This is a genomic window from Holophaga foetida DSM 6591 (genome assembly GCF_000242615.2).
GTDB lineage: Bacteria > Acidobacteriota > Holophagae > Holophagales > Holophagaceae > Holophaga > Holophaga foetida.
Genome location: NZ_KI912268.1, coordinates 1,450,125 through 1,468,347, shown reverse-complemented (window position 1 = coordinate 1,468,347; position 18,223 = coordinate 1,450,125). Strand labels below are relative to the sequence as shown.

Below are 18,223 nucleotides of genomic sequence, written 5' to 3'. Positions count from 1 at the left end.
CCTCACCCAGAGGTTTCGGAGATACATGGATAATCGGGTTCTCTTTTAGGAAGAGAGAAGAAGAGAGAAAGAGGGGAATGCATTCAACGCAGACCCCCCTTTTAGCCTTAACGGCTACCGCTCCCTCCTGATCTCATGGCGGATGGTCAGGATTTCCTCATGGGTGATCCCCAGGTCCTTCCTTACGCTTTCCTGGGCAGCGTGAAAATTGATCAACCGGTGCTGGATGCCGTCCGCGATGAACTCAAGGAACATGGGCACATCAAAGCGGTCGAAGTCATCCACGACCTTCTCGATGGATTCAGGGCAGGTTGCATGCCCCCGGATATCGCGGATCCTGTCGAGGGCATACAGCACCTCGGGAATCTCCAGGAATCGGCTTGCCCGCTCCTCCAGCTCCGCCAGGCACTCGATGACCTGCTCACGGGGAAGAGTGGATGCGGCTTCGCCCTGACGCCGGGCGGCGTTGCTGATGGCCATGGGGCCTCCTGTAGACCGGGTTTCAATCCGGTATGAGATTGGGATAGAGCGGTCCCAGGGCGCGGCCTGGAACCGGGAGTTTGAAACGGGGTACAGGGCCCCTGTCCTTCTTTCCCTTGCGGGTGTTGTATCCGGACACTCCCGGCATGGATGCCGTTCTGTGCCGCCTGCATTTCTGTGCTGTCGAGGGCGGTTCCCCGCCTGTAGGAGGTTTCAAGCTCCGAGGCGAGAATATCACCAGCCCATGCAGGAGTGATTGATCTTTTTCGGGGCTGATCGAGTTGAGCCGGGCCGGGAGCCTCCGCATTGGGATGCAGAGCACAGGCTGGCCAACCTGGGGTATCACGATGTTCGTGACACACGAATGGGGGGTGGCTGTCCAGGGACCCTGCTAGCTGGTCTTCTTGGTCTTCAGGGCTTGGGCCTTCTTGCGTTCCTCTGCTTCTTTCTCGGGGTCAATGGTGCCCTTGAGGAGCCCATCAATCCTGACCCCTATGGTCTCCGCTGCTTCCTGGAGGCGGTCCCCGGCTGTCCGGGTGTAGATGTCCGTCACGGTCTTCTCGACATGGCCCACCAGCTCCGGCACGAAGCCCCGGAGTCCCAGGTCTGCGGCCACGCTGGCAAAAGTCCTGCGTAGGTCATGCAATCCCGGGTCCTGCTCCTCTGGCTTGCCTTCCTTGGTCAGTTTGGCGGCCAGACGCAGCCGCTCCCAGTTGTTCTGGAGGGCTGTGTAGGGCTTCCATGTGCGGGTCTTGTCCTTCCCGACCACCCCCCGGCCAGGCACCACGTAGGGGCAACCCAGGGTCGGCATGATGGCCTTGAAGTCCTCCACCAGGGCGGAGCAGAGGCGAACCACCCGGGCGCGGCCAGTCTTCTTCCCGGTCTTGTGGGCCTCCATGGGGATGCGGATCATCCCGGCGTTGATGTCCACCCATTCCCACCGGAGCCCCTGAATCTCGCCTTTTCGCATCCCCGCCAGGAGCCCCAGCCGGACGGCCAGGAGCATCTCAGGGGCTTCCTTTGACTCCCGGAAAGCCTGGCCCAGGGCCACCAGCTCCGCATCAGTGAGGCGGCGGTCCCGCTTGGTCTCCTGGTGCCTGGCCTTCACCACGGCCACGGGGTTGGTGCCCAGGTCCCGAAGGGACCACTCTTCAGCCCGCTGGAACATTGTGCACAGGACAGCCCGCACCCGGTTGGCCTGGGTCGGGGTGTCCTTCCCGATCTTGAAGAGCAGGGCGGAGACATCCCCGGGAGTCACGTCCTTGACGGGGGTCTTGCCCAGGGCCGGGAGGATGAAGCGAGCCAGGTAACGCTTGATGTTCATCTGCCAGGAGGCGGAGTTGTCCGGTAGGTGCTCCAGCTCGTAACGCTCCGCCAGGTCGGCAACCGTGAACCTGGTTCGTCTCTCTTCCTCTGCGGCCTTCTTGGCATCAGCTTTGGCCCGGTTGGGCTCCTGCCTCTTGTGGATGTCATCCCATAGCCGGGTCCATTCCTTATCCGCCCGGTCCGGGGTCATGGTGGGATATGTGCCCATGACGTGCTTTCTCTGGATGCCATCAAATCGATACCGCAGCACAAAGAAGCGTGTGCCGTTGGGCAACACTCGGATGTTTAGCCCCTTGTGGGCAACCACCGGCACAAAGTATTCCTTCGCCTCTGGAAGGAGCTTCTCGATTTCCGTCTTGGTCAGCTTCACCGGCTCGCGGTCCTTTCGTTCGCTTCGGGGTGTCTCATGTGTGCCCATCATCTCCTCCTTGGGCACATTATGGGCACACTTTGGGCCCATCTCGACATGAATTGACCTTGCTTGATCGATGTTGTGGCTGCTTAAGTGTCCTATTTTCATGTATCGGCCAACAAGTGCCAATGCTTGCCAATCTTGTTTTCCTTGACTCTTAATCAGAGGGTCCCCGGTTCGAGCCCGGGAGGAACCACCAGCAAGTCCCTGAGGTTGCAAAACTTCGGGGACTTTTTCCGTCATGGGAAAGATCCAAAGCCACCTTCTAAGTGGTGCCTCCATGGTAGGGCAGGTGCAATAGAGGTGTAAGTCGAATTGATGGCTAACCTTTTGCATTTCTTGGCTTGCGATCGCCCTGGGCGCTAGGGTTGCCTGTGGTTGTTGTCTTGATGGTGGGGCAAGGGTTTCCCGCTGCAAAAAACCGAATCCTGGATACCCAGGGTGGTCAGCATTGATCCCGAGGTCTGAACGGTCACAAAGAGGTAAAGGAGCGTGGGTGGGGCCTGCCAGTCACCCCACATCGCGCTCCGGGTTACCCCGTGTCCATTGTCATGGGTCCGAACTGCCGCAGGTTGTTGCCGCGGCGGCGGCCTCTGTGCGCTACTAACGAATATTCTTCCAGGGTTTATACACCGATGCCACAACAGCAAGCACAATGATCGTCAGATTGAGCATTGCAGCTTTTATGGCAAGATCCATCGAGTTCTGGAAAAACGGATGTTGAGCCAGTGTCGATTGTTCCCGTATTGACCACGCAAGCAGAGCTTTGACCGAGGGACCCAGATAGAAAGTCCCCCACAGGACCATAAAGAGGGTGACAACCCACTTGAAGATGATCCAGCCATGCTTGGCAAATCCCCAGTTAGTGAAGAGGGAATACACGAGTCCTGTAAGCAGTGTAAGCGTGGCTGCGGGACTCAGAACGCATATGTCGATTAAATGATAGATGCGTACAAACATCCGTACGGCGCCGTTCTCCACATCCTTCGTCAAGACTAAAGGAGTCACCAGGAGTAGAAGGATGCACGATAGCCATAGAAACGAGCATGACAGATGAACAAGCTTGAGAGCTTTTTGGGCTCCAGGAGAAATCCTCTTCATAGATCACCACCCTTCCCATCTGTAGCCAAACGGTCACACAGTGATTGAATGGATTGGACCACTTGGTCGATCCGATCCGCCTCATATCCTTGGGAAACCCTGTTCGCCCATTCGACCTGACGGCATTCAACCTCATCCATAACCTGTCGACCATGTGACGTCAAATCAAGCAAGTTAGCAGTGGCATGGTCGGGATTCGGTATAAATTGAGCGAACCCAGTCTCAACCAAACGATCTGCTGTGCGCTGGACGCTTTGTCGAGCTAGTCCCACTCGCCGTGCGATCGCGGATACCGTAAGCGGATTTTCCACTATCATGCCAAGCACCTGCCAGCGGGCAGAGTTGAGCCCGAGGTCTTTTACCAGCTTGTCGCCGGCAGCGATCAAAGCCCCGTTCGCACGAAATATGGCAAGGGTAAGACCCGTAAAAGCCACCCCTGTATCAGAGTGTTGCACCCTTCCTCCTCGTGATGACAGCAGGCTAACGTGGTGACATCGTGCTGTCAAATATTCCCCAGCTCCGAACCTCGGCATTCCATCGAAGACGAGAGTGGGGAGGGATGCCCCCCCTCATTCCGCCCCTGCACGCTTGGAGAAGCTGCACCGGGCATCCCTAATCCGCCACCGGAGCCGCAGCATCAAGACCTCCAGGTGATCGAAGATCTGCTCGTGAGAAGGGCCCTCTTCACATGGTTCGTCCTACCGCCCACAGCGGTTCATGACGAGGCAGAACACTGTGAGCAGCACCGCAGCGATCGCGAACCCGTAAAGCTTTTCCTTGTTTGGATTCCTGCCTTGCGGCCCAGGGGTGGGGTTTGTTGTGCCCAAGACTGCCTCCTTGTGAAGTGCTGAGGTGGGTCAGGGTACACCTCTCGAAATGGTTCTGAATCTGCGATCTGACTGCCCGCACGCGAGGTTTCCCGGCCACATTGTCACGTTTCATAGGGTGCTACGTCGGGTTCTTCCTTGGATCCGAGCCTTGGGGGACTGGGTGCGTCTACCGTTGCAAAGGCAAAGGCTTGAAGAATTTCAACAATAATAAACTATTAAATTGTAACATTCTGGGCCTTCATTTTTTTTCGATCCGGCTGGGTACGGGTTTTCCGCAAGTTTCGCGGATTCTCGAACAATCGTCGTCCACGAAAACCATGCGGCTCAAGCAGGAATTCCTGTCTGTGCTTGGAAAATCATGAATGGGCCACTTGCATTACAAGCTCTTGACGTCGCCTTGGGGGCTGTCTTTTGCGCCCTGAGATGTATCAAGCATGAAAATTGCGGACTCCATCCTTGGATGGGAGGTGTATGCTGTCCTCCCTGAAGGAGCTGACTATGAAAAGACTCATTCTCCCCTTAGCTTGTCTGATCTTGCTGGCAGGAGCTCCAGCCAAGGCGCAGGTGAATGTGCACATCGATCTGGGCCTTCCGGTCGCTCCTCCTCTCGTGGTGGTGCAGCCTGGCATTCAGGTGGTGGAGGGTTTCCAGGATGAAGTCTTCTTCCATCTTGGCTGGTACTGGTGCCGCAGGCCCGACGGCTGGTACCGTGCCCATCACCCCCGGGACCGTTTCGAGCCCGTTGAGCGGCGTTGGGTTCCGAGGGCCCTGGTCAGGAGTCCCGAAGGGCGCTACCGGAACTGGCATCGCCGGGACTCGGACCACAGAGCTCCTGCGGTTGTGAGGCGCTCCCGCTCCGAGGAGCGGCGCATGGAGCGCCGTGAAGATCGCCGCGAGGACCGGAGGGAAGAACGTCGAGAGGAACGTCGTGAGGAGCGTCGTGATCGACGGGGCAATGATCACGGTCCGAAAGGCAGGGATGATCGAGGGAACCGCGGTCACTAGGACTTGGAAGGGTTGTCTCAGGCCCCCGATCCATCGTTCTTCGATGGGCGGGGGCTTGGTTGCGTTGGGCGTCCAAAATCCCGCAATCGAAGGCTGGGAGCTTCCTGAAACGCTTCGGAAGCCTTATGTTGAGGTCTGGAGGCGCTTGGGGGGATGGCCATGGATGCTCTGACCTTGATGAGCTATGCCGCTGCCAGCATGGCCAGCCAGAGCCAGGGCCGCCTACAGGGCTTGATTGTGGCAGCTGGCCAGGACCCGTCGGCGGAGTCCATCACGGCGGCCAAACAGGCTCAGGTGCGATCGGAAGAGGCAACCCTGGTGTTGGCCAAGGCCATTGCCGCCACCGAACAGGCCGGAGCCGATCTGGTGGCTCTGATGGATCAGGGGGCTGGGCTGGGGCGTAGCCTCGACACCTATACGTAGCCATGGCTGATGACCAGAATTCGGTAAAGTCCCTGTAAAACTTTCCCGGGTTGGGATATGAACCAACCCAAGGCATCATAATGCTTAGAGGGGGAGGTTCCATGCCTGCACACACCGATGTCTTGGCGGTCATTCTTGGGGGGGGCAGGGGGTCGCGTCTGTATCCGTTGACGAGCATGCGCTCCAAGCCTGCCGTGCCCATCGCAGGGAAGTACCGCCTGATCGATATCCCCATCAGCAACTGCATCAATTCAGGGATTTTCAAGATCCATGTCCTGACCCAGTTCAATTCGGTCAGTCTGCACCGTCACATCACCAACACCTACAAGTTCGACGCCTTCCACACCGGCTTCGTGGAGGTCCTGGCGGCGGAGCAGACGCCCACCAGTGAGGCCTGGTACCAAGGCACGGCCGACGCCTTCCGCAAACAGCTCTTCGAGATCCAGGCGGCCCGGGTGGACCATGTGCTGGTGCTGGCGGGTGATCATCTATATCGCATGAATTACTCTTCAATGATCGCCCACCACCTCAAGACAGACGCCGATATCACCGTGGCGGTCCAACCGGTGCTTACGGAAGAGGCCCATCGCTTCGGCATCCTGAAGCGGGAGCCGGATGGCCGCATTGTGGACTTCGTGGAAAAACCCAAGGACCAGGCCACCCTCGAGCGCATGAAGAGCCGGGAGGACGGCGCCCGCCCCTTCCTGGGTTCCATGGGCATCTACATCTTCAAGATCACGGCTCTGATCGATCTCCTCACGGAGCATCCCGATTACGATGATTTCGGCAGCGACGTGATCCCCCACGCCATCCGGCACCGTCCCGTGCAGGGTTTTGACTTCGAGGGCTACTGGGAGGACATCGGGACCATCCGATCCTTCTACGACACCAACCTCAAACTGACGGTTCCGAACGCCCCCTTCAACTTCTACGATTCCAAGGCTCCCATCTACACCCATTCCCGCTTCCTGCCCGGGTCCATTGTGACGGACAGCCGCATTGATGCCGCCCTGATCACCGAGGGCTGCGTCATCGATCGCGCGGAGATCATTCACTCCATCGTGGGACTCCGAAGCCTCGTGGGTGCCGGTTCCGTGGTCAAGGACAGCATCCTCATGGGAGCCGACTACTACGACACCAGGCCCCATGACATCCCCATGGGCATCGCCGAGGGTTGCCACATCGAGGGGGCCATTCTGGACAAGAACGTTCGGGTGGGTCGCGGATCCCAGATCCGCCCCTTCCCGAGGGGAACCGAGCTGGATTGCGGCTCCTATGTGGTTCAGGACGGCATCGTGGTGGTTCCCAAGGGCACCATCCTGCCGCCGGACACCCGGATCGGGCCCTCTGCGTGAGCGAGGCTCCCCTCTCCGTCAAGGTCTTCCTGGAGCGGGTCAAGGACCTGGTCGAGAAGCCCTTTGCCGGGGTTTGCGTGGAGGGCGAGGTCTCCAACTTCCGGGGTTCCGGTCGGCATTGGTACTTCACCCTCAAGGAGGAGGGCGCTTCCATCCAGTGCGCGGTATGGGCCAGTCAGCAGCGCTTCCTCAAGCACACCCCGAAGGATGGTGAGCGGATTGTTGTCATCGGGAATCTCAACCTCTATGTGGCCGGGGGCAGCCTCACCTTCGCCGTGACCCAGGTGCAGTTGGCGGGGTTGGGGGATCTCCAGGCGCGGCTCAGGCAGCTGGAGGCCGAGCTGCGGCGCCGTGGGCTCTTCGACCGTCCCAAGCGAGCCATTCCCCGCTTTCCCAAGAGGATTGGTGTCGTGGCGGCCCAGGGGGGAGCCGCCCTCCGTGACGTGCTGGAGGTCTGTGCCCGCCGGGCCCCCGGGCTGGATCTCCTCATCGCACCTGCCGCCGCTCAGGGCGAGCGCTGCGTCCCCGAGAACCTGATGGCTCTCCAGGAGATCCAGGACGAGTTCTGGGGATGCGATCTGGTCCTGTTGGTCCGGGGCGGGGGAAGCCTGGAGGATCTCTGGGCTTACAACGACCCGGCCCTGGTGGAGGCCGTGGCCACCTGCCGCCTGCCCATCATCACCGGGGTGGGGCATGAGATCGATACGACCCTGGTGGACCTGGCTTCAGATCGCCGGGCCGCCACCCCCAGTCAGGCCGCGGAACTGGCCACCCCTGACCGGCAACAGCTGGCCAGCGAACTCGCCCGCCGGGTGGATGCCCTCCACGGGCGCATGGCCTGGAGGATGCAGGGTTTCGAAACCACGCTGAACCTGCTGGTGGATCATGGCTTGATGCGCTGTGAGCCCGTTGTGGTGGCCTCCCAGCGCATGGAAACCCTGGGGCGGCGGCTGGAGGATGCCCAGCCCCTGCGGCGTCTGGAAAGGGCTGCAGGCCGCTGGGCCCTGCTGAACCAGCGGCTGATGCACGCTGCGGCCGGTGTCTCCGGGGAAGGGGACCGGCCCCGCTGGGTGGAGGCCAGTCGCCGTCTGGCTCCCGCCGCAGAACGGGTGCTCGCGGATCGCCGCGAGCGGCTTTCGGTGCTGGGGGCCCGACTGGAGGGGTTGAATCCCACGGGGCCTCTGAGCCGCGGCTTCGTCCTGGTGAAGGACGGGGAAGGGCGCCCCGTGCTCTCCGCAAAGGCCCTGCCGGATGGCGCTGAAGCCGCCCTCCTGTGGGCCGATGGGGAGCGCAGGGCGAAGCTGGATTGATGCATTCCGGACCCCTGCGCCTGGCTCGGCAAAGCCGGGCTCATCGCTGCTTCGCAACGCGGATAACGGGGGCACCCTTTATCCGCGTGCACCCAATTCATCTGCGGCCAACATGCTTTTCTCCTCGGGGAAAGCACGATCCGTGGCTCTCGGGCTGAACGGCTACCCTGTTTTAGCCCACGACCCTGTTCCGCCCCTGGCGTTTGGCTTCGTACATGTTCTGATCCGCATGGCGGGTCAGGTCCTCGGGAGTGACACACTCGCCCGGCCAGGCGGTGGCGACGCCGAGGCTTATGGTCACGTGGTCCGCCACCTCAGAGAACTCGTGAGGGAGTCCCAGGGCAGCTACGGCCTGGTGGACGGTCTCCGCCACAGCCCTGGCCCCTTCCTGATCCGTTTCAGGCAGGATGCACACGAATTCCTCGCCCCCATAGCGGGCCGCAAGGTCACCCGGGCGATGCAGACTCTCAGCCATGGCTTTGGCAACCCGCCGCAGGCAGTCATCCCCCTGCACATGGCCATAACCATCGTTGTAGCACTTGAAGAAGTCCACATCCCCCAGGATCACCGAGAGGGGCTTGGCCCTGCGTCCGCAGCGGAGCCATTCCTGGTGGAGCTGCTCGTCGAAACGCCGCCGATTGGCGATGCCGGTCAATCCGTCCAGGAGGGTCAGGGCCCGCAGGATGTCCCGGTTGCGCTTCAGCTCCAGGTGGTTTTTCACCCGCGCTGCCAGGACCGGTGGACTGATGGGCTTGATGATGAAGTCTGAGGCACCCCCAGCCAAGGCCATGGCTTCGTCCGTGTCCCCGCTGAGGGCGGTCAGGAAGAGCACGGGGATATCCGCCGTGAGAGGATCCGCCTTGAGGGCCTTGCAGACCGCAAATCCATTCATGCCCGGCATGATCACATCCAGGAGGATCAAATCCGGCTTGGCTTCTCGGGCGATTTCCAAGGCCTCCATTCCGTCTCCGGCCATGAGGATGTCGTAGTCCTTGGCCAGGATGCCCCGGATGAGCTGGCGGATGGTTTTGGAATCATCGGCTGCCAGGATGGTGCTGCGCTCCGAGTCCGGCCCGGATTTCCCGGGCTGGGCCTGCTGGGAGGTTGCATGGGGGGCCTCCCGGGGCACCGGACTCGCGTCCGGCAGGGTGATGGTGAAGCTGACGAGTCCCGTCGGACGCTGATGGGCGATGAACTTGCCACCCAGGCATCGCTCCGTGAGCAGTCGGATGGGGTAAAGCTTCGGGTCGTTCCCCAGGTTAAGAGGCATGCCTGCTGCATGGTTGAACTGGAGGTAGAAGTGGCGATAGGCGCCACCTCGCTCCATCCAGAGCCGGATCGGCTCCTTGGGGGGCGCCAGGTGGATCCCAGCCTTGATCATGAAGATCAGGGTGGATGTGAGCAGGATGGGGTCAGTGAAGAAGGGATGACTGGGCTCAATCCGGATGTCCAGGCGGTTTTCCCTGCTGATCTCATGGTGGAGGAACGCAAAGCGGATCTCGTCGAGCACCTCGGCCGAAACGACCGTCCGGGGCTCCAGTTGGAGCAGGCCCTCCTCCGCATGGCGCACCAGACGGTGCATGAACACCTCCAGGGTCAGCCGTTGGGAGAAATCCAGGATCCTGCTGGCCGATTGTCTGCGGGTCGGGGTGTCAGGACTCAGGGGACTCCCCCCGGGCATCTCCGAAGCTTGATCCAGGCTGACCGAGAGATCCGCCATGGTTGCCAGGAGTTCCCGGGTCAGGGGCTGTTCCGCACAGAGCTCGACGAGCCTCCGCACATGATCTGCGTCCGGTCCCGAACAGGAGGGGATAGGGCTGGGGGGCTTCAATGGCTGGTGCACAAGGGACTTTCTAATGATTATTTGGAGCTGCTGATCTCCTTATTGTTACCTGGATATGGCCATTTGATCAGGGTGCCTGATCAATCCTTTCAAAAAAGGCAGGGCTGCTGGTTCTGGACCCGGGGAAGGGCGGGGCGGGGTGGAGTCGGCGGCCTTCGCTGGGGCCGAAGACCCTGGGGAATCTCCCTCTGGACGGCCTGGCGCACCTCCTCCGCATAGTCAGCCTCCAGGATCCGCTCCCAGCCATGGTCCTTCAGAACCCCAAGGAACGGATCCCTTTCCAGGAGGCGCAGGCGTCCCACCCAGGCGCTGCTTGCCCCGCTGGAGGCCGCCCGGCGGGCGAAGGCCTGGATATTGTCCATGGGCATGAGGGGGGTCACCGCCAACCCCACGTCGATGCCGCCCCGGGCCAGACGCTCCACCGCAGCCCAGCGGGTAGGGATGGGCGGTGCCTTGGGTTCCACGACTTGGCGTACGGTGTCGTCGTCCGTGGGGATGGAGAAACCCACGGAAAGGCGGTTACCGAACTCCCGGAGGAGATCCAGATCCTGGAGCACCAGGGCAGAACGGGTGTGGACGACCACCCTCGGCGTGGCCAGTTCCAGGAGGATCTTCAGGCAGGCCCGGGTGAGGCGGTGCTCCCGTTCAATGGGCTGGTAAGGATCCGTGGCGGTGGAGAGGAAGACCGTGGCGTTGTGGAGCCGGTGGCGCTGGCTCCAGAGGAGTTCAGGAGCGTTGAGCTTGGGGGCGATCCACCCCCCCCACTCTTCCTGGCTGTGGAGGGCATTCGGGTATTCCCGGACATAGCAGTAGCGGCATCCGTGGGCGCAGCCACGGTAGGGACTGAGGGTGAACCCGAGCCCAAGTCTTTCGTCCCGCTGGGGGCGGAGGATGCTCCGGGCCTCCTCGGGTTCCACCAGGCAGTTCTGGAAGAGGGAGGGGGCGGACGGAACTTCGTGGAAGAGTCGGGCCATGAATCTATTTTCGTCAAAAATTCGTCATCGGCAAGTGGATATTGCCCATGAATATGGCATGCTGGTGGAAAGCCTGGAGATTCCATGTTCACCACCGCGCGACACGCGAGATTTACGCCTTTCAGGGAGAATCGTTTCCTGAAGATCCTGGTCACACTGTATGCCCTGATGTGGCTGGCCATGGCCTACAAGCCCCTCTATCCCTCGGGTTGGCTCCTGGAAAACTGGCTGGTGTTCGCCCTTGTGGGGCTGCTGTTCCTGAGCTATTGGCGTTTTCCGCTCTCCGATCTCTCCTATCTCCTCCTGGCCGTATTCCTGAGCCTTCATGCCGTGGGGGCCCACTACACCTATTCCAACGTGCCCTTCGGATTCTGGCTCCGGGATCACTTCCACCTGGCCCGGAACCCCTTCGATCGCATCGTGCACTTCAGCTTCGGACTGCTCCTGGCCTATCCCGCCCGGGAGCTCTTCATGCGGGTGGCCAGGACCCGGGGCTTCTGGAACTACTATCTGCCCCTGGACATGGTGCTGGCGCTTTCGGCCATCTACGAGATTATCGAGGCCCTTACTGCCCATTCGGCGGCGCCTCACCTGGGAGATGCCTTCCTGGGCACCCAAGGGGATATCTGGGATGCCCAGAAGGACATGGCCATGGCAGCCACCGGGGCCGTAGTCGCCATGGCGGTGACCTTCATCGTGCGGCGATGGATTTCGCCTCCGGAGACGGACTGACTTATACCAGAGCGCCGTCAACCATGGGGTCTTCATCCCCGCAGTTACAGGTTTTGTAGCCGTTTAGCTCGAGAGCCACGGATCGCGATTTCCCCGAGGAGAAAAGCCTATTGGCCGCGGATAAATTGGATGCACGCGGATAACGGACGCCCTGGTTATCGGTGTTGCGAAGCTTGATCTCCCCGTCCCAGGAAAAGCAAAGGCCCTTTCAGCCACCGACGAACAGGGGCGGCACAGATCAAGAACGTTCACCAGGGCACCTGGGGCTGCCCATAGACCATTTCTTCATCCGCGTTTATCCAATTTATCCGCGGCTGATTCTGCTTTTTTCACCGATCCTCTTCCATGGCGAAGGCTGCTGACCTCATGCTGCGGATGAACGAAGCCGGTATTCGGGTTCAGATCACCCAGTCGTGGGGCATCTCCTGGACAAATTCCTCGGACCTGCGGTTCTTGTACTGGAGTTCGGGGTTCTTGGTACTTACCCGGGTGTGGGCCGGCACGGACTGGGTGATGAACACGTTGCTGGCGATGACCGCCCCCTGTCCGATGACCGTCTCGCCACCGAGGATCGAAGCTCCGGAATAAACCGTGACGTCGTCCTGGAGGGTGGGATGGCGCTTGACCCCCCGCAGGGTCTGGCCCCCCCGGGTGGATAGGGCCCCAAGGGTCACACCCTGGTAGAGCTTCACATGGCGACCGATGGTCGTGGTCTCGCCGATCACAACACCGGTGCCATGGTCGATGAAGAAATACTCCCCCAGGGTGGCTCCCGGATGGATATCGATGCCTGTCACTGAGTGGGCGTATTCGGTCATGATCCGAGGGATCAGAGGCACCTTCAGGAGGTGCAGTTCATGGGCGATGCGCTGGATGGTGGTGGCCAGGAGGCCCGGGTAGGAGAAGATGATCTCGTCCGTGTCCCCCGCCGCCGGATCCCCTTCGAAGGCCGCCGCCACATCCGTCGCCAGAATGGCCCGGAGCCGGGGCAGGGTACCCAGGAACTCCAGGACGATCTCCTGGGTCTTGCCGTCCACGTCCGGCAACCTCACGCGGTGGCGCAGCGAGCGATGCACCAGGGCGTTGCGGATCTGGCTGTGGAGCTTGCTGTGGATGGACTCCAGCAGCTCCCCCACATGGTTTTCCAGGGTGCAGGAATCCAGATCCTGCTTTCCGAAGTAGCCAGGGTAGATCAGTTCCCGCAACTGCTTCAGGAGCTCGATGACACTATCCCGATCCGGCAGGCTGCCCGAATCCACATGCCGGGTGCTGGCATCTTCGCTGTAGCTGGTGACGATGGCTCCGACCAGAGGGGAGAAATCGATCTCTGTCATGGCTGTTCCGTGAGTACGGCCTGGAAGGCGGGAGTGCTGAGGTAGCGGTCCCCGGCATCGGGAAGGATCACCACGATGGTCTTGCTGGCGTACTCGGGACGCTGGGCCAGCTGGATGGCAGCCCAGGCCGCGGCACCGCTGGAGATGCCCACGAAAAGCCCCTCCTCCCGGGCCAAGCGGATGGCGGTCTGGATGGCCTGTTCGTTGGAAACCGTCACGACCTCATCCAGCAGCTTGACGTCGAGGACCTCGGGGATGAAGCCCGCTCCGATGCCCTGGATGCCGTGGGGCCCCCGCTTTCCCTGGCTGATCATGGGGGAGGCGTCCGGCTCCACCGCCACTACCTTCAGGGTGGGCTTGAGTTCCTTCAGGAAGGAGCCGGCCCCCGTGATGGTCCCTCCCGTGCCCACGCCCGCCACCAGGGCATCCACGGTGCCATCGGTATCGTTCCAGATCTCAGGGCCGGTCGTCCGGTGGTGCATGGCGGGATTGGCTGGGTTGCCGAACTGCTGGAGCAGGAGGTAGCGGGCATCCGAGGCCGCGAGTTCCTCAGCCTTCTTGACTGCGCCGGGCATGCCCTCGGCAGCGGGGGTGAGGATGAGGCTGGCGCCCAGGTGGCGGAGCACCTGGCGGCGTTCCAGGCTGAAGGACTCGGGCATCACCAGGGCGATCTTGTAGCCCTTGGCGGCGGCGACCCAGGCCAGGGCGATGCCGGTGTTTCCGCTGGTGGGCTCCACCAGGATGGTGTCCGCCTTGATCCTGCCCTCCCGCTCGGCGGCTTCGATCATGGCGACGCCGATGCGATCCTTCACGCTGTTGGCCGGATTGAACATCTCCAGCTTCGCCAGAACCGTGGCCCTGCTGTCTCCCACGACCCGGTTGAGGCGCACCAGGGGGGTCCGGCCGATGACGCGAGTGATATCCGGTGCGATATTCATGGCTTCCCTCTCAAATCGAATAGTTCAGGATGGGGTTCTGTTCCTTGGCCCGCTGGCGTTCCAGCAGGGTGGCCAGCGAGGTCTCCAGGAAGACCTGGTTCATGGCCGTGCTGGCCTCCTGCCAGAGCTCCTTGAGGACGCAGGTTTCGGGGTGGCCGCAGCACCCGGAACCGCCGGGGCAGTCCGAGAGCGTCAGGGGACCCTCCAGGGCCTCCAGGAGAACCTTCACGGGGATCTCCGAGGGATGCCGGGCGAGGGTGTAGCCACCCTTGGCGCCCCGGACCGCCTGGACCAGACCCGCTTTGCGCAGGGGGACCATCAACTGCTCCATGTAGGTGCCGGGCAGGTTCTCCCGTTCGGCGATGTCCTTGAGGAACATGGAGCCGCGTCCGTGCTCCCGGGCCAAGGTGAGCATGGCCCTCATTCCGTATATGGCGCGGGTGGAGAATTTCATATCCTGGTGCTCCGGAGGCGCCCTGGGGCGTACGGGCTCATTATATCTATTTCTGATCGGTAGAGTTGGTAGTTTGTGTCATCGGGGAATCGCATAGATGTGTTGCAGGTCACAACGGCTGGGCGGGTTGCGGATATAGACTGGCGCTCATAACAGTAAGCTTCACTGTCCACGAAAGGAATCCCCATGGCTCACCAGACCTTCCCGGAACTCGTTGCCGAATTCCGCGGCAAGCTTGCCCGCAATCCCGAAAAGGTCGTGGAATCCGGCCTCCAGGGTGTCATGCAGTTTGACTTCCGTGAGGATGGAGCTGGCCAGTTCCACGTCATCTTCGACCAGGGCAAGGCCACCCTGGTGGAGGGCGGCCATCCCGCCCCCACCTTCACCGTCACCGCGCCCCACGCCATCTTCGACGCCATGCATGCCGGCGAACTCACCCACGACGAGGCTGGCAAGTCCGGCAAGCTCAAGGCCGCCGGTCTTGAGACCTTCGGCCAGGGCTTCGGTAAACTAATGAAGAGCCTGTCCTAGTGATCGTTTCCGATGAGGTTGTTCAGCCGTGGTCGTTCAGGCCTCCGCCATGGAATAGGAACGGTGGGAAAAGCAGAACCGGCCGCGGATAAATTGGATAAACGCCGATAAAGAAGTGGTCTACGGGCGGGGCACCTGGGCCTGCCCCGCGACGCGGGGGCGGACGGCGAAGCCGCCCGCGTTCAACAAGGGAGAGGGAGGCTATGGCACGCATACGTGCCTCCGCCTCCCTCTCCCTTGCTGAACCAGTCCCAGGTACCCAGGTGGACTTCTCTGATCTGTGTGCATCCTGCGCGTCGGAGGCTGAAACGGGGAGATCAAGCTTCGCAACGCCGATAACCGGCGCGTCCTTCATCCGCGTGCATCCAATTTATCCGCGGCCAACATGCTTTTCTCCTCAGGGAAATCGCGCTCCTCGGTTCTCGAGCTGAACGGATACAAAATAAGGGAGTAGCCAGGATGAAGGGGATTCAGGGGATAAAGCTTGCCAACAAGCGGTAAATCCAATTGTCCAGGAGCGTGAAGCAACTGGGCTACGATCACTAGGCGATCGACAACTCAAATACATAACTAGCTGCAGGTTAGTGGTGTCTTTTCATGGCATGGCCAGGATTTCTGGACAGCGACTCAGTGGCTTTCCTCCGCTCCCCCGCCCAGGAACTGCTTCAGGCTTTCCAGGTTCGGCTCCATGAGCACGCCCTTCTCGGTGATGAGGGCCGTGACCAGTTCCGCGGGGGTCACATCGAAGGCGGGATTCCGCACGGTGACTCCTGCTGGAGCCCACTGGCAGTCCCGGAAGCCCGTGACCTCCTCGGGGGCCCGCTCCTCGATGGGGATGGCGTTGCCATCGGGGATTTCGATATCAATGGTTGATAGCGGACAGGCGACGTAGAAGGGGATGCCGTGGCGTCGAGCCAGGACCGCCACCATGTATGTGCCGATCTTGTTGGCCACGTCGCCATTGGCGGCCACGCGATCCGTGCCGACGATGACCGCATCGATCTCACCCCGGCTCATGAGGTGTCCGGCCATGTTGTCGGTGATGAGGGTGACGGGGATGCCCTCCTGCACCATCTCCCAAGCCGTAAGCCGGGCCCCCTGGAGGAAGGGGCGGGTCTCGTCGGCGATCACGGAGATGCGCTTGCCCGCCTCCACGGCGGATCGGAAGACCCCCAGGGCTGTGCCGTGTCCGGCGGTGGCCAGGGCTCCTGCGTTGCAATGGGTCAGCACCCGGGCACCATCGGCCAGGAGGGCGGCTCCATGGGCGCCCATGGCCCGGTTGATGCGGATATCCTCCGCCAAGACCTCATGGGCCTCCTGGAGGAGGGCCTCCGCGATCTCAGGGGGCGGAAGATGGGCCTGGGCCTCCCAGCAGCGCCTCATGCGCTTCAGGCCCCAGAAGAGGTTGACCGCCGTGGGACGGCTGGCGGCGAGCACCACGAAGGCATGCTCCAGGGCGTCCTCGAAGGCCTCGGGGAAGGTCGCACGGTATTTCATGGCCTCAAGGGCGATGCCGTAGGTCGCCGCGCAGCCGATGGCCGGTGCCCCCCGGACCACCATGGAACGGATGCCTTCGGCCACCCCGGCGGCATCGTGGTAGGCCAGATACTCGAAGCGGGCCGGGAGGATCCGCTGATCGATCATCTCCAGACATCCCTCGCGCCAGCGGAGCGTCTCCACGCCATGGTCGGTCATCCTAGTCCCCCTCGAACTCACAGAGGGCGAAGACTTTGTGGCCGTGGCCCTCAAGGCGCTTGCGTCCCCCGAGGTCTGGCAAGTCGATGACGAAGGCGCACTCCACCACCTCGCCACCCATGCTGGTGATGAGCTTGCAGGTGGCTTCCGCCGTGCCGCCGGTGGCGATGAGGTCATCCACCAGCAGGACGCGGTCCCCCTTGGAGATGGCGTCGGTGTGCAGTTCCACGCGGTCGGTGCCGTATTCCAGCTCGTAGTCGTGCCCCACGGTTTCCGCCGGAAGCTTGCCCTGCTTGCGGACCGGGACGAAGCCCACCCCCAGCTGGAAGGCCAGGGCCGAGCCGATGATGAAGCCCCGGGACTCGATGGCGGCGATCTTGTCGATCCTGGCGCCGGAGTAGCGGTTGACGAGCTCCTGGATGGTGATACGGAAGCCCACCGGATCCTTGAGGAGGGTCGTGATGTCCCGGAACATGACGCCGGGCTTGGGGTAGTGGGGGACAGTGCGGATGCGGGACTTGATGGGCATGGTCATGGCTTCAGAAGGCGACCAGCCACGGCGTCCAGTTTCTGGAGCAGGGCGGGGTCGCGGCGTTCGGGGGCGGTGAGGAAGGCGTTGTCAAGGGCGCGGCGGCAGGCACATGCCGGCCCATGGGGATCGGAGGAGAGGCGGGGCGCCACCCGCTGAACCAGGGTGCGGGCGTTCTCGGCGTTGGCCGTGAGCACCTTGACAATGGCCTCCACGGTCACGCTGTCGTGGTCGGGGTGCCAGCAGTCGTAGTCCGTGACCATGGCCACGGTGGCGTAACAGAGCTCGGCCTCCCGGGCCAGCTTGGCCTCCGGCAGGTTGGTCATGCCCACCACATCGCAAGCCCAGCTGCGGTAGAGGCGGGATTCCGCCAGGGTGGAGAACTGGGGACCCTCCATGGCCACATAGGTGCCCCCCCGGGCCACCTTCAGCCCCGCCTCCCGGGCGGCGGCCTCCAGATGGTCACCCAGGCGGGAGCAGACAGGGTGGGCAAAGGCCACATGGGCCACCAGTCCCGTCCCGAAGAAGCTCTTCTCCCGGGCGAAGGTGCGGTCGATAAATTGGTCCACGATGACGAAGGTGCCCGGGGGCAGGTGCTCCTGTAGCGAGCCTACGGCGCTCACCGACACGATCTCCGTGACACCGGCCCGCTTCATGGCGTCGATGTTGGCCCTGTAATTGATGCCCGTGGGGGAGATGCGGTGCCCGCGCCCATGGCGGGGCAGGAACACCATGGCCTGGCCCTTCAGTTCGCCGAAGAGGAGCTCGTCGGAGGGCTCGCCGAAGGGCGAGGCCACCCGCTCCCATCGCTTGTTCTCCAAGCCTTCGATGTCATAGACCCCACTGCCGCCGATGACCCCGATGACCGGGGTTCCGTTGCTTCCGCTCATACCGCTTTGCTCCCTCGATTGAAAAATCATTTCACAGATGGAGCCTCTGCGGGCATGGGGA

Annotated in this window: 18 protein-coding genes; 6 read left to right on the top strand and 12 right to left on the bottom strand. The window is 62.0% G+C overall.

Going from position 1 to position 18,223, the window contains the following annotated elements:
• Positions 1–114: 114 nt before the first annotated feature.
• The 4 genes from HOLFODRAFT_RS0206350 to HOLFODRAFT_RS25770 all read right to left on the bottom strand — a co-directional run bounded on the left by HOLFODRAFT_RS0206350 (position 115) and on the right by HOLFODRAFT_RS25770 (position 3,852).
• The gene (locus HOLFODRAFT_RS0206350; protein ID WP_005036568.1) at positions 115–480 is read right to left on the bottom strand and encodes a hypothetical protein; all 366 of its coding nucleotides are present in this window, start codon (positions 478–480) and stop codon (positions 115–117) included.
• A gap of 391 nt (positions 481–871) precedes the next feature.
• Positions 872–2,224 carry a tyrosine-type recombinase/integrase gene (locus HOLFODRAFT_RS0206345; RefSeq protein ID WP_005036569.1) on the bottom strand — a complete coding sequence of 451 codons (1,353 nt, stop codon included), beginning with the start codon at positions 2,222–2,224 and terminating at the stop codon, positions 872–874.
• Between the two features lie 597 nt (positions 2,225–2,821).
• Positions 2,822–3,178: a hypothetical protein gene (locus HOLFODRAFT_RS0206340; RefSeq protein WP_211237936.1), complete on the bottom strand. Its 357-nt coding sequence runs from the start codon at positions 3,176–3,178 to the stop codon at positions 2,822–2,824.
• Positions 3,179–3,315: 137 nt separating this feature from the next.
• Entirely contained in the window at positions 3,316–3,852 is a 537-nt protein-coding gene (locus HOLFODRAFT_RS25770; protein ID WP_084053414.1) for a MarR family winged helix-turn-helix transcriptional regulator, read from the bottom strand.
• A gap of 795 nt (positions 3,853–4,647) precedes the next feature.
• On the opposite strand from HOLFODRAFT_RS25770, the gene HOLFODRAFT_RS24785 reads away from it, so the two are divergent.
• The 4 genes from HOLFODRAFT_RS24785 (at position 4,648) to xseA (ending at position 8,242) form a co-directional block, all read left to right on the top strand.
• Positions 4,648–5,154 carry a hypothetical protein gene (locus HOLFODRAFT_RS24785; RefSeq protein ID WP_158412923.1) on the top strand — a complete coding sequence of 169 codons (507 nt, stop codon included), beginning with the start codon at positions 4,648–4,650 and terminating at the stop codon, positions 5,152–5,154.
• Between the two features lie 153 nt (positions 5,155–5,307).
• Entirely contained in the window at positions 5,308–5,577 is a 270-nt protein-coding gene (locus HOLFODRAFT_RS0206325; RefSeq protein ID WP_026939101.1) for a hypothetical protein, read from the top strand.
• 101 nt (positions 5,578–5,678) lie between these two features.
• Positions 5,679–6,932 carry a glucose-1-phosphate adenylyltransferase gene (locus HOLFODRAFT_RS0206320; RefSeq protein WP_005036573.1) on the top strand — a complete coding sequence of 418 codons (1,254 nt, stop codon included), beginning with the start codon at positions 5,679–5,681 and terminating at the stop codon, positions 6,930–6,932.
• Entirely contained in the window at positions 6,929–8,242 is a 1,314-nt protein-coding gene (xseA, locus tag HOLFODRAFT_RS19750; RefSeq protein ID WP_005036574.1) for an exodeoxyribonuclease VII large subunit, read from the top strand. The genes HOLFODRAFT_RS0206320 and xseA overlap by 4 nt, the downstream gene beginning before the upstream one ends.
• A gap of 172 nt (positions 8,243–8,414) precedes the next feature.
• On the opposite strand, the gene HOLFODRAFT_RS0206310 is transcribed toward xseA, so the two are convergent.
• Entirely contained in the window at positions 8,415–10,022 is a 1,608-nt protein-coding gene (locus tag HOLFODRAFT_RS0206310; protein WP_005036575.1) for a diguanylate cyclase domain-containing protein, read from the bottom strand.
• Positions 10,023–10,174: 152 nt separating this feature from the next.
• Positions 10,175–11,059, bottom strand: coding sequence for an SPL family radical SAM protein (locus HOLFODRAFT_RS22740; protein ID WP_005036576.1), 885 nt, complete (start codon positions 11,057–11,059; stop codon positions 10,175–10,177).
• 84 nt (positions 11,060–11,143) lie between these two features.
• On the opposite strand from HOLFODRAFT_RS22740, the gene HOLFODRAFT_RS0206300 reads away from it, so the two are divergent.
• On the top strand, positions 11,144–11,791 hold the full coding sequence (locus HOLFODRAFT_RS0206300) for a DUF2238 domain-containing protein (protein WP_005036577.1): 648 nt from the start codon (positions 11,144–11,146) through the stop codon (positions 11,789–11,791).
• Positions 11,792–12,189: 398 nt separating this feature from the next.
• Here the strand turns inward: HOLFODRAFT_RS0206300 and HOLFODRAFT_RS0206295 are convergent, their stop codons facing one another.
• Genes HOLFODRAFT_RS0206295 through HOLFODRAFT_RS19740 form a run of 3 tightly spaced genes read right to left on the bottom strand, consistent with a single transcriptional unit; the run spans position 12,190 to position 14,517 of the window.
• A complete protein-coding gene (locus HOLFODRAFT_RS0206295) occupies positions 12,190–13,125 on the bottom strand; it encodes a serine O-acetyltransferase (protein ID WP_005036578.1) in 936 nt (311 codons plus the stop codon).
• Complete coding sequence (gene cysK, locus HOLFODRAFT_RS0206290) at positions 13,122–14,063, bottom strand: cysteine synthase A (protein WP_005036579.1); 942 nt, start codon at positions 14,061–14,063, stop codon at positions 13,122–13,124. Before cysK ends, HOLFODRAFT_RS0206295 begins: the two co-directional genes overlap by 4 nt.
• A 10-nt stretch (positions 14,064–14,073) precedes the next feature.
• The gene (locus tag HOLFODRAFT_RS19740; RefSeq protein ID WP_005036581.1) at positions 14,074–14,517 is read right to left on the bottom strand and encodes an RrF2 family transcriptional regulator; all 444 of its coding nucleotides are present in this window, start codon (positions 14,515–14,517) and stop codon (positions 14,074–14,076) included.
• A gap of 186 nt (positions 14,518–14,703) precedes the next feature.
• On the opposite strand from HOLFODRAFT_RS19740, the gene HOLFODRAFT_RS0206280 reads away from it, so the two are divergent.
• Positions 14,704–15,048 carry an SCP2 sterol-binding domain-containing protein gene (locus HOLFODRAFT_RS0206280; RefSeq protein WP_005036583.1) on the top strand — a complete coding sequence of 115 codons (345 nt, stop codon included), beginning with the start codon at positions 14,704–14,706 and terminating at the stop codon, positions 15,046–15,048.
• Positions 15,049–15,675: 627 nt separating this feature from the next.
• Here HOLFODRAFT_RS0206280 and mtnA read toward each other — a convergent pair.
• Genes mtnA through HOLFODRAFT_RS0206265 form a run of 3 tightly spaced genes read right to left on the bottom strand, consistent with a single transcriptional unit; the run spans position 15,676 to position 18,162 of the window.
• The gene (gene mtnA, locus HOLFODRAFT_RS0206275; RefSeq protein WP_005036584.1) at positions 15,676–16,743 is read right to left on the bottom strand and encodes an S-methyl-5-thioribose-1-phosphate isomerase; all 1,068 of its coding nucleotides are present in this window, start codon (positions 16,741–16,743) and stop codon (positions 15,676–15,678) included.
• Between the two features lies 1 nt (position 16,744).
• The gene (locus HOLFODRAFT_RS0206270) at positions 16,745–17,272 is read right to left on the bottom strand and encodes an adenine phosphoribosyltransferase (protein WP_026939098.1); all 528 of its coding nucleotides are present in this window, start codon (positions 17,270–17,272) and stop codon (positions 16,745–16,747) included.
• A gap of 2 nt (positions 17,273–17,274) precedes the next feature.
• On the bottom strand, positions 17,275–18,162 hold the full coding sequence (locus HOLFODRAFT_RS0206265) for an S-methyl-5'-thioadenosine phosphorylase (RefSeq protein ID WP_005036586.1): 888 nt from the start codon (positions 18,160–18,162) through the stop codon (positions 17,275–17,277).
• Between the last annotated feature and the right edge of the window lie 61 nt (positions 18,163–18,223).

What these genes read in the sequence shown, in the direction of transcription:
- HOLFODRAFT_RS0206350 (WP_005036568.1), bottom strand. Translation starts at nt 480, where the DNA reads ATGGCCATCAGCAACGCCGCCCGGCGTCAGGGCGAAGCCGCATCCACT.
- HOLFODRAFT_RS0206345 (WP_005036569.1), bottom strand. Translation starts at nt 2,224, where the DNA reads ATGGGCACACATGAGACACCCCGAAGCGAACGAAAGGACCGCGAGCCG.
- HOLFODRAFT_RS0206340 (WP_211237936.1), bottom strand. Translation starts at nt 3,178, where the DNA reads ATGTTTGTACGCATCTATCATTTAATCGACATATGCGTTCTGAGTCCC.
- HOLFODRAFT_RS25770 (WP_084053414.1), bottom strand. Translation starts at nt 3,852, where the DNA reads ATGCCGAGGTTCGGAGCTGGGGAATATTTGACAGCACGATGTCACCAC.
- HOLFODRAFT_RS24785 (WP_158412923.1), top strand. Translation starts at nt 4,648, where the DNA reads ATGAAAAGACTCATTCTCCCCTTAGCTTGTCTGATCTTGCTGGCAGGA.
- HOLFODRAFT_RS0206325 (WP_026939101.1), top strand. Translation starts at nt 5,308, where the DNA reads ATGGCCATGGATGCTCTGACCTTGATGAGCTATGCCGCTGCCAGCATG.
- HOLFODRAFT_RS0206320 (WP_005036573.1), top strand. Translation starts at nt 5,679, where the DNA reads ATGCCTGCACACACCGATGTCTTGGCGGTCATTCTTGGGGGGGGCAGG.
- HOLFODRAFT_RS22740 (WP_005036576.1), bottom strand. Translation starts at nt 11,059, where the DNA reads ATGGCCCGACTCTTCCACGAAGTTCCGTCCGCCCCCTCCCTCTTCCAG.
- HOLFODRAFT_RS0206300 (WP_005036577.1), top strand. Translation starts at nt 11,144, where the DNA reads ATGTTCACCACCGCGCGACACGCGAGATTTACGCCTTTCAGGGAGAAT.
- HOLFODRAFT_RS0206295 (WP_005036578.1), bottom strand. Translation starts at nt 13,125, where the DNA reads ATGACAGAGATCGATTTCTCCCCTCTGGTCGGAGCCATCGTCACCAGC.
- cysK (WP_005036579.1), bottom strand. Translation starts at nt 14,063, where the DNA reads ATGAATATCGCACCGGATATCACTCGCGTCATCGGCCGGACCCCCCTG.
- HOLFODRAFT_RS19740 (WP_005036581.1), bottom strand. Translation starts at nt 14,517, where the DNA reads ATGAAATTCTCCACCCGCGCCATATACGGAATGAGGGCCATGCTCACC.
- HOLFODRAFT_RS0206280 (WP_005036583.1), top strand. Translation starts at nt 14,704, where the DNA reads ATGGCTCACCAGACCTTCCCGGAACTCGTTGCCGAATTCCGCGGCAAG.
- mtnA (WP_005036584.1), bottom strand. Translation starts at nt 16,743, where the DNA reads ATGACCGACCATGGCGTGGAGACGCTCCGCTGGCGCGAGGGATGTCTG.
- HOLFODRAFT_RS0206270 (WP_026939098.1), bottom strand. Translation starts at nt 17,272, where the DNA reads ATGCCCATCAAGTCCCGCATCCGCACTGTCCCCCACTACCCCAAGCCC.
- HOLFODRAFT_RS0206265 (WP_005036586.1), bottom strand. Translation starts at nt 18,162, where the DNA reads ATGAGCGGAAGCAACGGAACCCCGGTCATCGGGGTCATCGGCGGCAGT.